A 12,121-nucleotide genomic window follows, 5' to 3' on the forward strand; every position below is an offset into this window, starting at 1 on the left:
CATCCACTCATCCACTCACCTCACCATCTCGCCATAGGGCACTATCAAACCCTATCTTTACGTTTCGCTACCCAAACACCTTCCTGCCTACTTCATGCGTCCGTTTCGTCTGCCGACTACGCTGTTGCTGCTGCCGCTGATGCTGCTTGGGGCCTGCGCCAAAAAAACGGTTTCCTTCAACAGCAAACCCGATGCGGGGGCCGTGGCCCTGCTCGCGCCCGATAGCCTAGGTGGCACGCGCGCCGATACCCTCGCGGCAGCCGGAAGCGGCGGCAAAGAGGCGCCTTCGCTGAGCACAGCCAAAAAGCTCAGCAAAGATGAGCAGCGCAAAGCCGAGGACAAGCAGAAAGAGGCCCAGCGCAAGGCCCTGAGCAAGCGCAAGAAAAATGTGTTTCTGGGCGAGCCGATCAAGAAGGGCTTCACCAAATCGGGGCCGAAGGGCCGCAACCAGGTAATCGAGATATTTTATTACCTGAAGGTGCCCAAGCAACCCAATGCCTACGCCCCCACCAAGTGGTACTTCAACGTAGCCAAGCGCCGCCTCGAAAAAACGGCCTCGGCCGCCGAGGCCGACCCCGGCAAGTACAAAGTGCTGCACGGGCCCTACAAAAAAACGCAGGGCGGCAAGGTCGTCGAAACCGGCTTTTACTACGTGGGCACCCGGCACCTGCGCTGGGAGCGGTACAACAAGGAAAACATCCTGCTGAGCAAAGTGCACTACGAGCAGGGTTTTCCGCGCGATGCCCACATCAGCTACTACGACGGCGGCAACACCATGGTAAAGGAGGTGATTCCGTACGTCGACGGCAAGCTGGAGGGCGAGTACGTGAGCTTTAAGCCCAACGGGCAGCTCGACTGGTCGGGCGAGTTCGAAAACGGCCGCAAAGTGGGCATCTGGACAAAGTACTGGGGCTTCCGCAACCGCCGCCACTACGAGTACCAGTACGGCGACTCCGGCTTCGACCCCGAGCAGGAGCCGGTACTCGTGAAAGAGTACAACCGCAACGGTGTGCTCATCTACGAAAAGGATAAGCTCGACAAGCGCGCCGAAGACTCGCGCAACTCCCTGGCGCCCCGGCGCAACTAGCCACCTAGGGCCGCGCTTCAGAAGGCGTCCTCGAACGCCTCCACCCGAAAGCCAGCCGAGTTGGGCGTAAGGGCCACAATATCGAAGCGGATATCGGCGTGCCAGTTGTGGCTGATGAGGTACTGCTCGGCCGCGCGCCGGATGCGCTGCTGCTGCGCCGGCGTTACGAAGGCTTCGGGGTAGCCGTAGCGCAAGTCGGTGCGCACCTTCACCTCCACAAACACCAGCCGGCGCGTGCCCTCTTGCACAATCAGATCTACCTCGCTGCGGCGGTAGCGGTAGTTGCGTGCCACCACGGCGTAACCGCGCTCGAGGTAGTAGTTGGCGGCGGCCTCTTCGCCGGTGGCACCTAGGAGGGAAGCTGAAAGCATAATTAGGTGTGGGCTGAACTTGGCCGCAATAGTTGCCGAAAGCTTACTCCAGCGGCGCGGCAAGTGTTTCTGAGCCTTCGGAATGGCCGAGTATACGGCCCTTATGCGGCACCGGCTGGTCGGCAACCGCCAATAAGGCGTTACTTTTGTAAGTAACAACGCCGTTGCCCAACCCACTCGGGCGGGGCAAAAGGCGCTGCAAATTCGCTGAGCTATGGAATCTGAACTGTATTCGGCTTGTGTACAGCCGGTAGCCGCAGCTGCTCCGCAGCCGGAGCCGGCTGGCGCTGCCCCGGGTGCCAACACCCGCGTTGCGCTGCAGCGCCTAGGTCGCGTAGCGTATGCTCCCACCTGGCAGTATCAGGAGGAGCTGTTGGCCAACGCGCTGGCTATCAAAACGCGCAACCGCCACGCCGAAAACACCGGTGCCCAGCCCGAAAGCACGCCCAACGTGCTGCTGTTCTGCGAACATCCGCCGGTGTATACCCTCGGCAAAAGCGGCAAGCCCGAGCACCTGCTGCTCGACGAAGCCGGCCTGGCTGCCCACGGCGCCACCTACCACCACATCAACCGCGGCGGCGACATTACCTACCACGGGCCTGGGCAGCTGGTAGGCTACCCCATTCTCGACCTCGAGAACTTCAAGCCCGATATTCATTTCTACCTCCGCACCCTGGAGGAGGCCGTAATTCGCCTGTTGGCCGAATACGGCCTGCAAGCCGGGCGTATTCCGGGCCTCACCGGCGTATGGCTCGACTTTGAAGAGGGCGCCCCCAATCCGCGCAAAATTTGCGCGATGGGCGTAAAGTGCAGCCGCTGGGTTACCATCCACGGCTTTGCCCTCAATGTCAATACCGACCTCTCGTATTTCGGCTATATCGTGCCCTGTGGCATTACCGACAAAGCCGTTACCTCGCTGCAGCAGGAACTCGGCCACGAAGTGCCGCTGCGCGAAGTAGAAGACCGTTTGCTGCCCCATTTGGCCGAACTATTGGGGGCTGAAATCGTTGAACACGCCGCATGAAAGAAGATATCAAGTTCGATCCGGTAGAGGGGGTGGCCGTTGCCATCGTGCCCGACGATGCCGCCTCCGTAGAAGTGGGCAAGCCCGGTTGGCTGGTGTATCTGCTTAACCACAACCGGGTTCCGCTCCAGAACGTCATCGTCAGCTCCAACGGCTACGGCGTCGATGCCGAAGGCCACAACGTGCGCACCTCTACGCTCCGCCACCACTTCCCGGAAATAGAAGAATACTCCGCGGTACCCATCGAGCCCATCGATCCGGCCTTGTTTCACCTGAACAACCAGTATTGGGTGAGCTACTACATCGGCGGCCAGATTTTTGATAAGAAGTTCATCTTCGTGCCCGATTCCATCGTGGCCGATAACCTTATCCCCATTGCCCTACTCGGCCGCGAAGGTGTGCTCCACAGCTAGCAACCTTCGGCGGCTGTTGCGTAACTTTACTCGTCTCACTCCCGACATATGACTCCAAACGGCGTAACGCTGGGGCTGGCCTTTTTGTGGGCCTTTTTGGTGGCGTTATTCGCCGTGCCTTCGGTGATTTACATTGCCCATCTTAAAAACATGCTCGATTTGCCCAACAAGCGAACCGTGCATGCTTTGCTTACGCCGCGCCTAGGTGGCGTTGCCATCTTCGCCGGGTTCATGTCGGCCCTCACCATTTTCGCCGACCTCGGCAATGGCATTCAGCAATTGCTGGCGGGTTGTATCGTGCTGTTTTTCGTGGGGCTGAAGGATGACCTGGTGTCTATTTCGCCCGCCAAAAAGCTTGTCGGCCAATTGTTAGCCACGGGTATCGTCATGTTCATGGCCGATATCCGCATCACCAGCTTCCAAGGTATTTTTGGTATTCATGAGCTACCCGATGGGGTTAGCTATGCCTTTACTTTTTTGGCTATTGCGGGCATTACCAATGCCATCAACCTCATCGATGGCCTCGATGGCCTGGCAGGCTCCATTGTTATCATTATCGTCAGCACGTTCGGCTATTACTTCTACCAGTACGGCGGCTCGGCTTTTGGCAACTACGTGTTCGTCTCGGTGTGCGTAATCGGCGGCATGCTGGGCTTCTTGCGGTATAACTTCCACAAGGCCACCATTTTTATGGGCGATACCGGCTCTTTGCTGTGCGGGTTTATCGTTTCGGTGCTCACCATTCAGTTCATTCAAATGGGGCTGCATACCAGTCAGCCCTTCGATGCAGCTAATCCTGCCGTAGCAGCCGGTATTTTGTTTGTGCCGCTATTCGATACGCTGCGGGTGTTTACCGTGCGGGTACTCAACGGCACCTCGCCCTTCACGCCCGATAAAAACCACATTCACCACCGGATTCTGGCTATGGGTTTTCAGCAGATCAGTACGGTGCTGCTGCTGGCCCTGCTCAACCTGGTGGTCATACTGTTTGTCATAAACTTTGGCTACCTAGGCAACACGCTGCTCATCGTCGGCTTGGTTGCTTTTTCGTTGTTGTTGAGTGTTTTCCTTGGAACATACCGCAGCCGCAGCGCGCAGCAGCGAGTCGCTTCGTAAGCGCTTGCTAAGTGCTTGGCGGGTTTGGTTGCTGGTGCTGGCCCTAAGCGCTGGTCCGAGGCTTCTGCATGCCGTAGAGTATCGGCCCTTGCCGCCCACACCGCCCGTAGGCCTCAGCAACGATTGGCTTATTCACGATGCCTCGGGCAACAAGCTGGTGCTGTACCTGCCCGGGTATCACCCGCCGGCGCGTGCCTATTACCAATGGATTGTAGTGCGGCCCAACCAGCCCTTTCGCATCAGCTTTGCCGCGCGGCAGGATCTGGCCTTATTTGTTGATAACCAGCTGGTATTCCGGGCCAAATCATCGGGTAATTACAACCTCGATATAGCCGACCTGCTGCCCAAACCAATCAGCTACGGGCAGCACTTGCTATGTGTGTGGCACCCAACGGCCGCGCCTGACTACACGTCGTTTGCCAACGTTTTACCGCAAGAGGCGAAATCCAGCGCCTTTAAAACGGCGAGTTGGTGGAAACCACAACTTCGCGCTGCCTTCCATCAGGGCGAAAACGTATTTCTCTGCTTTCTGCTCGTTATCGGCTTAATGTACGGCGGCATTCGCACAGTATACCGGCCCGGTTTTGCGCGCATCTATGAGCTCTGGAGCAATGCTCCGGGCGAGCAAAACTTTCTGACGCGGCCCACAATTACCTGGTTGAATGTTTTACTGATATTAATATTTTCTCTTTCGTTTGGTCTGCTAATTGTCGCAATCCATACCAATGTTCAAAACATCGTTATTCTAAAACAGCTTTTCTCTGTTTCCGAATCGGGCTTGGTAATGCGCGTATTGCTTTACGCCTTACTCATTTCTGTTTTCGTATTCGCTAAGGTTATTTATATAGCACTAATGGGTTATATATTTGATTTATCATCTTTAGTCTTGGTTCAGTATAGAGAGTTTGTTCGTAGCCTGTTGTTCATGGGATTGTTTCTTCCCATCGTCATGTTGCTATACCTGGTACTGAATCAGTCTTGGCCCGAGGGTGTGCTTTGGGTATCTAATGGCGTGGTTTCTATGATGTTGCTGGCCACCGTTTTTCGGGTTGCCCGCACACTCAACCGTCGCGTATCGCTGCTAAATCTGCATTTGTTTTCATACCTTTGCGCCACCGAAATCATCCCCTTGACTGTGTTGCTCAAGTTGTTGGTTATCACTTACTAAGTGAACGGCTGCTTGTTCTTTCGTCCACAGCTCCATTTCGTATTGCTTAGCTTTACTTTCTTTACCTCACATGGCTGAGAGCACAGACAAGCCGGGTACCGGTCGGCACGCCAAGCGCATTCGCAGCATCTTGGTTACGCAACCTAAGCCAGCCAACGATGTGTCGCCGTACTTTGCCATTGCCGAGAAATACGGCATCAAAGTAGATTTTCGCGAGTTCATCCAAGTCGATCCGGTTTCCTACAAGGACTTCCGCAAGGAAAAGGTCAACATCCTCGATCATACGGCTATCATTTTCACTAGCCGCAACGCTGTCGATCATTTCTTCCGCATCTGCCAGGAGGCCAAGCAGGAAATGCCCGCCGAAATGAAGTACTTCTGCATTTCGGAGCAAACCGCCAATTACCTGCAGAAGTACATTGTGCTGCGCAAGCGCAAGCTGTTCGTGGGGCAACGTACGGCGGCCGACCTGTTCGACGTTATCAAGAAGCACAAGAGCGAGAAGTTCTTGTATCCTTGCTCTGACATCCGCAAGGACGACATCCCCGAGTTTATGCGGGCCAACGGCTTCAAGTTTTCCGAAGCCGTGATTTACCGCACCGTAGCGAGTGACTTGTCCGACCTCTCGGACGTGAAGTACGACTGCATTGCCTTCTTCAGCCCGTCCGGCATTAGCTCGCTATTCGTTAACTTCCCTGATTTTGTGCAGGATGGTACGCGCATAGCCGCCTTTGGTCCCACTACTGCCAAAGCCGTTCGGGATGCAGGGCTGGAACTTGATATCGAAGCCCCTCTGCCCAATGCCCCGTCAATGACGGGTGCTATCGAGGCGTATATCCGGTATCACCACGGTGCTGAAATAGCAAAGGAGCAAGCACGCAATAACAAACAAAAAGCGTAGCGCGTTTAACGGCTAAGGACGAGCGGGGAGCATAACATAATAAGTGTGCTCCCCGCTCGTTTTTTCGGGGCGTTTGGGTGAGGTTGTATTTTCAATACATTTGAAAGTACGTTCCATAGTTCAGCCATCTGCCGTAGCCACGCATCCTTACAGCAGCATTCTTTATGAAGAGAAATCTACTTGCTACGCTCTTGCTGTCGGCTGTGGCTGGTTCTGTTGCCGCTCAGCAGCAGCCGCAGTTTAGCCACTACCCTTTTAATGGGATGTACCTTAACCCGGCCTACGCGGGCATCAAGGGGCAAGGGGAGTTTATCTCGATCTATCGTTACCAGTACTTCAACTACAAAGCCACCTTGGATGAAGGTGGGGAGCCAAAAACATTCATGTTGTCTGGCTCTCTGCCCGTAAGGGCCCTAGGTGGCGGCATTGGCTTCAACGCCTACCGGGATGAAATTGCTCAGTCCGACATTACATCCTTCTCCTTATCCTATTCGAAGCACTTCAAAGTAGGCGAGGAAGGCCTCCTAGGTGTTGGGCTACAAGGGATATACAACAACTGGCGCCGGGGAGGGTACCGTGCCGTCGACGAATTTGATCCGAGTATCCCGGACAATAGCTCCGATAATAAATTTGACGCAGGAGCAGGTGTTTGGTACGAATCGCCGCGGTGGTATGCTGGGTTCAGCGTAAACAACCTGCTGCGTTCCCAATATCGTTTTCAGAGCGTGCCCGATAGCCTAGGTAACAGCCAGGGTAAACAAGCCAGGGCAACCGCCGAAAACCATGCTTACTTAAGCGTGGGCTATAACTTTGAGCTCAACGACGAGATTACCATTACGCCATCGGCCATAGGCAAGCTCGTTTTGCCGGGCAGGTTCGGCGACAGCAAAAAGTTTTCGCTCGACAACAACTCGTTCGAGGCGAACGTCAGAGCAACCTACAACGATAAGTACTGGGGTGGTTTCGGCTATCGTTACGGTGAATCATTTATAGGCATGCTCGGTGGATCTATCCTGAAAGACAACGCGCTGAGGATTGGTTATGCGTTTGATTTAATTGCATTTAACCAGGATGCGCGTGCATTCAGCTCGCACGAAATAATGATTTCTTACCGTTTGCCTAAGCCCGGCTTAGCCATACGACCCGCCATCCGCACACCGCGGTATAGCTTCTAATCACACCCCGGTTGATGGAACTATTGGTTAGTTAAGTACCTTTGCAGAGGTATTTTAACCTTAGTGTAATAAGACAAGGCTCTCAGACGTTTAACCAGCTGCCTAATCGGTTCTAAAACAAACCGATGGCCTTTGGTTAAACGCTTGTTTGCGAAAAGCTTTGTCGCTAAATTTGCCAAGCGCAAAATTGTAATCTTTGGGTATCGCCGCCTGAACAGTCACTTTCACCCTCACATGAACAAGTTTCTTGGTTTGCCCCTCATTGCCTGCGTGGCCTTGATGCTGGGGGCTTGCAGCTTCGGCAAAGGCCCCACCGGCGACCTGGTGGGCGCTGAAGACCGTCCGGAATTTAATCCGCAGGAAGTGCCGTTTGGCATGGTACCCTGCCCCGGCGGTACTTTCCACATGGGTCAGACCGACGAGGACATTGCTGCCTCGATGGTGAATATGAACAAGCAGGTAACGATTGCCGGCTTTTACATGGACGAGACGGAAATCACTAACAATGAGTACCGTCAGTTCATGAATGCTGTAATGCAAGACTCAATCGATGTGTTGGGTGAGCAGTACATCATGACGGAGCTTTATCCGGATACCACCGTGTGGGTGCGTGACTTCACCTACCACATGGGCGACCCGCTGATGGAGTACTACTACAGCCACCCCGCGTTCGACGACTACCCGGTAGTAGGCGTCGACTGGTTTGCGGCCAAGTACTTCTGCAACTGGCGCACCAAGCACAAGAATGCCGCTGCTGCCGAAGAAGGCTTGGCCGGCGTTCCTGGTTTCCGTTTGCCTTCGGAGGCTGAGTGGGAGTACGCTGCTCGTGGTGGCCGCGAACTCGCTACCTTCCCGTGGGGCGGGCCTTACTTGCGCAATTCGCGCGGCTGCATGCTGGCAAACTTTAAGCCCGGTCGTGGTGACTACGCTTCCGACGGTTTCGCCTACACCTCGCCCGTAGGTGCCTACTTCCCCAACGACTTCGGCCTGTACGACATGGCCGGTAACGTGTCTGAGTGGTGCGACGACGCTTATATGGAAGCTTCGATGCCGGTGGTTTGGGACATGAACCCCACCAACCCCGACGACAACGAACCCCGCAAAGTAGTACGCGGTGGCTCCTGGAAAGACATTGCTTACTTCCTCGAAACCGGCACGCGTAGCTTCGAATATCAGGATTCGGCTCGTTCGTACATCGGCTTCCGTTGCGCACTGATTCAAATTGGTATGGGCACAAACAATAGCCTTTAACCTACGATTAGCTTTTTTCTCGCTCACACCAACTTCTTTACTTTCAATTAACAATGGCACAAAAGGGAAATTTTCTGTATGACACGGTCATGCCGAAAGTGTATGGCATCGGTGCGGCGGTGGTTATCGTCGGTGCACTGTTCAAGATTCAGCACTGGAAAGGTGCCGACGTCATGCTGATCGTGGGTTTGGGTGTTGAGGCGTTGATCTTCCTATTGAGTGCTTTCCAGCCCCAGCACAAAGACCCCGATTGGTCGCTGGTGTACCCCCAATTGTCGGAAGGATACGACCCCAGCACTGGCGAACAGTCTTTCTTGGCTGCTAACAACGGCGGCACCGGTCTGACGCGCAAGCTTGACGATATGCTGAAAGACGCCAACGTGACCCCGGACGCTATTAAGTCGCTGGGCGAAGGTTTGAACCGTCTGAGCACCACTACTTCGCAGCTCTCGACCCTCGGCGACGCTACTAACGCTACCGACGAGTACACCCAGCGTGTGCGCGCTGCTGCTCAGTCGCTCGACAACATCAACGTTGCATACAAGCAAACGGCCGAAGCTATGTCGGCTATGTCGAATGCAACCACCGATGCCAAGGAGTACCACCTGCAAGTTCAGAACGTTACCAAAAATCTGGGCGCGCTGAATGCTGTGTACGAAATGGAGCTGCAGGATGCCAACACGCACCTGAAGTCGATGAACAAGTTCTACGGTACTTTGAGCCAAGCCATGGAAAACCTGGTAAGCGCTGGCAAAGACACCGAGCAGTTCAAAGATGAAGTTGCCAAGCTGACGGTAAACCTGAACTCGCTCAACCGTGTGTACGGCAATATGTTGAACGCAATGCGCGCTACTAACTAATTGTTAGATCGTAGCTGACGCAGGTTCTCATTACACCTACGACTTCTTTATTAGAAATCAATAACAATGGCGGGAGGTAAAGAAACACCGCGGCAAAAGATGATTGGCATGATGTACTTGGTACTGACTGCCCTTCTTGCGCTGCAAGTAAACTCCGCAATTCTGCTCAAGTTCAAGTTCCTCGACGACAGCCTTTCGAACATCAACGAAAAAGTGTCGAAGTCAAATGACTTTGCTGTGAAAGGCATCCAGGCACAAGTTGAGAAGAACCGCAACCAGGCCAAAGACTTAGTTGTCCTGAAGCAAAGCCAGGAAATTCGGGAGCGTACCAAGCAGGCGATTACGTACCTGCGTGAGGTGCGCGATAAGCTGATCACGGCTACCGAAAACACCAAGGGCAAGTCGGAGTACAAGAACATGAGTGCCGAAGACAAGGTGGCCATCACCATGCTCGGCGGTGCCCGCAACGGCGAGGCATACAAAATGAAAGACGAGCTGAACAAGTACTCGTCGTATATTAAGCAGTTCGTGCCCGGCGTTTCGCCGCTGGCAATGGACGCTAAAGAGGACCCGGGTGTTGTCGATCCTGAGCAGAAGAACAAAAACTTCGCTGAGCTCAACTTTGAGAATACTCCCTTGGTAGCAGCCTTGGCTGTTCTTTCCCAGAAAGAAGCCGAAGTGCTGAAGTACGAATCGGATGCTCTGAGCGAATTGGCTAAGCGCGTAGGTGCTGAGACGATTGTTTTCGACAAAATTGGTGCTTTTGCTAGCGCTGAGTCGAATACCGTAGCAGCTGGTACCAAATACAAAGCCGAGCTGTTCCTGACGGCCTCTGCTTCGGGTATGCGCCCTTCGATGACCTTGAACGGTTCGCCGCTGCAGGTTGGTCCTGATGGTAAAGGCAAAATCGAGTTTACGGCTACTCCTGGCGCGTTCGACGCTTCGGGCAACGCCAAGAAAAACTGGACGGGTACCATCCGCATCCGCAATAACGGCCGCGACACCACGTTTAAGGTGACGGTACCTTACACCGTTACCAAACCTGTAATGCAGATTCAGTCGGCATCGGTGCAGGCGCTGTACTTCAAGTGCGGCAACAAGCTGAGCGTGCAAGTGCCGGCCCTAGGTCCGCAGTACAAGCCTGGCTTCTCTGCTTCGGGCGCTCAGGTTATCCAGGGCGATAAAGTAGGTGATGTTACGCTGGTGCCGAACTCGGCCGAGGTAACCCTGAACGTGAGCAGCGGTGGCAACGCCATCGGTTCGCAAACATTCAAGGTTCGCCCGATTCCTAAGCCCGACATCAAATGCGTAGTAGGCGGCCGCGAGGCTAACGAAAAGCAGGGTACTCCGATTACGGCTGTGCGTAACATGAGCCTGCGTGCTATTCCGGATCAAGGCTTTGCCTCGTTCCTGCCCGAAGACGCCCGCTACCGCGTAACGCGCTACTCGGTAACACTGGTACGTGGCAAGCGCCCGGCTATGCCTACCATCCAAGTTAACGGCCCGGATGTTGACCTCAGCAGCGTAGTAAACTCGGCTCGCGAAGGCGACCGTTTGTACATCGAAGTGCAAGAAGTACGTCGTATGAACTTCCGCGGCGAGCAGGAGGAAGTACCGATGCGCGGCAAAGCCTTCAACATCCCGCTGATCTAGTAATCACTGGTTGAACCAACTGCCTGGCTTTTTGCCTTTCCCTCACATGAATAAGTTCTTATCCTTCGCCGCACTGGCGGCCAGCCTGTCGCTGTCGGTTTCGGCGTCGGCGCAAGAGCAAGCCACTACGGCCAGCAGCAACGGCTCGTACCGGCCTATTCCTAACTCGGACATCATGTTCCGCAAAACCGTGTGGCGTGCTATCGACCTGCGGGAAAAGCAGAACAAGCCCATGTTCTCCGAGGGCAAAGAAATCAGCCGCGTGATTCTGGAAGCAGTAAAGCGTGGTGAGCTACAGGCTTACCGTAACGATTCGCTGACTTCGACCTTCACGCCCACTGAGGTTACCACCAACTTTTCTTATGCCGAAGCTACCAACGAGCTGAGCGCCGAAGAAAAAGCAGCTGGCTTCACGCAGGAAGACACTGGCTTTGGTAGTAGCGATGATGCTTGGGGGGCGCCTACTAAAAAGTCGTCGGCTGCTACCAAAACGCAACCGAAGCGCGACAAGAATGGCAAGATCATGAAGGACAAAAACGGTAAGACCATCATGGAGAAGGTCCCCGTTGCGTCTGCAGCTCCTGCTAAGCCTGCTGGCCCGCCTAGCTACGAATACCGCTACAAGGACATCTATCAGATGGAATTGAAGGAGGACATGATCTTCGACAAGAAGCGGTCGAGAATGTACCACGACATTAAGTCCATTACGCTGCTGGTGCCGGCTACGCTGAGTTCCAACACGTCGGGCATTGAACGGCCGATTGGTACCTTCAAGTACGCAGATCTGGTTCGCGTATTCCGCGCCAACCCCGACAAGGCCATTTGGTTCAACCCGCAGAACGACGCGCAGCACAAGAACCTGGCTGACGCTTTCGAGCTCTGGCTGTTCAACTCCTACATCGTAAAGGTTTCGAACCCGAGCGACTCGCGCCTCGACGAAATCTACGGCGGTCAGCAACAGGGCATCCTGGCGGCTTCGCAAGCCGCTGCCGACCTGATCGAGTACGAGTACAGCCTGTGGAGCTTCTAAGCTCACCTAGGCGACAAACAAAAAAGCCCCTGCTTGCTGCAGGGGCTTTTTTGTTTGTCGCCTAGGTAGTCG

The 12,121-nt window shown here is 54.5% G+C and carries 12 protein-coding genes; 11 read left to right on the forward strand and 1 reads right to left on the reverse strand.

Annotated features, from left to right (window positions below):
• Window positions 1-94 precede the first annotated feature (94 nt).
• Window positions 95-1,087, forward strand: a complete 993-nt coding sequence (locus tag OIS50_RS16410) for a toxin-antitoxin system YwqK family antitoxin (RefSeq protein ID WP_264691715.1) — start codon at window positions 95-97, stop codon at window positions 1,085-1,087.
• Window positions 1,088-1,104: 17 nt separating this feature from the next.
• Here OIS50_RS16410 and OIS50_RS16415 read toward each other — a convergent pair whose 3' ends face one another.
• Complete coding sequence (locus OIS50_RS16415) at window positions 1,105-1,458, reverse strand: YraN family protein (RefSeq protein ID WP_264691716.1); 354 nt, start codon at window positions 1,456-1,458, stop codon at window positions 1,105-1,107.
• Between the two features lie 214 nt (window positions 1,459-1,672).
• Between OIS50_RS16415 and lipB the strand changes: the two genes are divergently transcribed.
• The 10 genes from lipB (at window position 1,673) to porN (ending at window position 12,049) form a co-directional block, all read left to right on the forward strand.
• Window positions 1,673-2,482, forward strand: a complete 810-nt coding sequence (gene lipB / locus OIS50_RS16420) for a lipoyl(octanoyl) transferase LipB (RefSeq protein WP_264691717.1) — start codon at window positions 1,673-1,675, stop codon at window positions 2,480-2,482.
• Entirely contained in the window at window positions 2,479-2,895 is a 417-nt protein-coding gene (locus OIS50_RS16425; protein WP_264691718.1) for a hypothetical protein, read from the forward strand. Before lipB ends, OIS50_RS16425 begins: the two co-directional genes overlap by 4 nt.
• Before the next feature lie 48 nt (window positions 2,896-2,943).
• Window positions 2,944-4,011, forward strand: coding sequence for an MraY family glycosyltransferase (locus OIS50_RS16430; RefSeq protein WP_264691719.1), 1,068 nt, complete (start codon window positions 2,944-2,946; stop codon window positions 4,009-4,011).
• Window positions 3,965-5,179: a DUF4271 domain-containing protein gene (locus OIS50_RS16435; protein ID WP_264691720.1), complete on the forward strand. Its 1,215-nt coding sequence runs from the start codon at window positions 3,965-3,967 to the stop codon at window positions 5,177-5,179. The genes OIS50_RS16430 and OIS50_RS16435 overlap by 47 nt, the downstream gene beginning before the upstream one ends.
• A gap of 70 nt (window positions 5,180-5,249) precedes the next feature.
• Window positions 5,250-6,080 carry a uroporphyrinogen-III synthase gene (locus tag OIS50_RS16440; RefSeq protein ID WP_264691721.1) on the forward strand — a complete coding sequence of 277 codons (831 nt, stop codon included), beginning with the start codon at window positions 5,250-5,252 and terminating at the stop codon, window positions 6,078-6,080.
• A gap of 164 nt (window positions 6,081-6,244) precedes the next feature.
• Window positions 6,245-7,255: a PorP/SprF family type IX secretion system membrane protein gene (locus OIS50_RS16445; protein ID WP_264691722.1), complete on the forward strand. Its 1,011-nt coding sequence runs from the start codon at window positions 6,245-6,247 to the stop codon at window positions 7,253-7,255.
• A 234-nt stretch (window positions 7,256-7,489) separates the two neighbouring features.
• Window positions 7,490-8,506 carry a T9SS ring complex lipoprotein PorK/GldK gene (gene porK / locus OIS50_RS16450; RefSeq protein WP_264691723.1) on the forward strand — a complete coding sequence of 339 codons (1,017 nt, stop codon included), beginning with the start codon at window positions 7,490-7,492 and terminating at the stop codon, window positions 8,504-8,506.
• 89 nt (window positions 8,507-8,595) lie between these two features.
• Window positions 8,596-9,366 (forward strand): type IX secretion system motor protein PorL/GldL, encoded by a 771-nt coding sequence (gene porL, locus OIS50_RS16455; protein ID WP_264691724.1) that lies wholly within the window; start codon window positions 8,596-8,598, stop codon window positions 9,364-9,366.
• A 66-nt stretch (window positions 9,367-9,432) separates the two neighbouring features.
• Window positions 9,433-11,019 (forward strand): type IX secretion system motor protein PorM/GldM, encoded by a 1,587-nt coding sequence (porM, locus tag OIS50_RS16460; protein WP_264691725.1) that lies wholly within the window; start codon window positions 9,433-9,435, stop codon window positions 11,017-11,019.
• Window positions 11,020-11,065: 46 nt separating this feature from the next.
• Window positions 11,066-12,049 carry a type IX secretion system ring subunit PorN/GldN gene (gene porN / locus OIS50_RS16465; RefSeq protein ID WP_264691726.1) on the forward strand — a complete coding sequence of 328 codons (984 nt, stop codon included), beginning with the start codon at window positions 11,066-11,068 and terminating at the stop codon, window positions 12,047-12,049.
• The last annotated feature ends 72 nt before the right edge of the window (window positions 12,050-12,121 follow it).

The sequence above is a fragment of the Hymenobacter sp. YIM 151858-1 genome, from assembly GCF_025979705.1.
In the GTDB taxonomy this organism is placed as follows: domain Bacteria; phylum Bacteroidota; class Bacteroidia; order Cytophagales; family Hymenobacteraceae; genus Solirubrum.

Bases quoted from the DNA above. Each gene is read 5' to 3' on its own strand.
- OIS50_RS16410 (WP_264691715.1), top strand. From the start codon at position 95: ATGCGTCCGTTTCGTCTGCCGACTACGCTGTTGCTGCTGCCGCTGATG.
- OIS50_RS16415 (WP_264691716.1), bottom strand. From the start codon at position 1,458: ATGCTTTCAGCTTCCCTCCTAGGTGCCACCGGCGAAGAGGCCGCCGCC.
- lipB (WP_264691717.1), top strand. From the start codon at position 1,673: ATGGAATCTGAACTGTATTCGGCTTGTGTACAGCCGGTAGCCGCAGCT.
- OIS50_RS16425 (WP_264691718.1), top strand. From the start codon at position 2,479: ATGAAAGAAGATATCAAGTTCGATCCGGTAGAGGGGGTGGCCGTTGCC.
- OIS50_RS16430 (WP_264691719.1), top strand. From the start codon at position 2,944: ATGACTCCAAACGGCGTAACGCTGGGGCTGGCCTTTTTGTGGGCCTTT.
- OIS50_RS16440 (WP_264691721.1), top strand. From the start codon at position 5,250: ATGGCTGAGAGCACAGACAAGCCGGGTACCGGTCGGCACGCCAAGCGC.
- OIS50_RS16445 (WP_264691722.1), top strand. From the start codon at position 6,245: ATGAAGAGAAATCTACTTGCTACGCTCTTGCTGTCGGCTGTGGCTGGT.
- porK (WP_264691723.1), top strand. From the start codon at position 7,490: ATGAACAAGTTTCTTGGTTTGCCCCTCATTGCCTGCGTGGCCTTGATG.
- porL (WP_264691724.1), top strand. From the start codon at position 8,596: ATGCCGAAAGTGTATGGCATCGGTGCGGCGGTGGTTATCGTCGGTGCA.
- porM (WP_264691725.1), top strand. From the start codon at position 9,433: ATGGCGGGAGGTAAAGAAACACCGCGGCAAAAGATGATTGGCATGATG.
- porN (WP_264691726.1), top strand. From the start codon at position 11,066: ATGAATAAGTTCTTATCCTTCGCCGCACTGGCGGCCAGCCTGTCGCTG.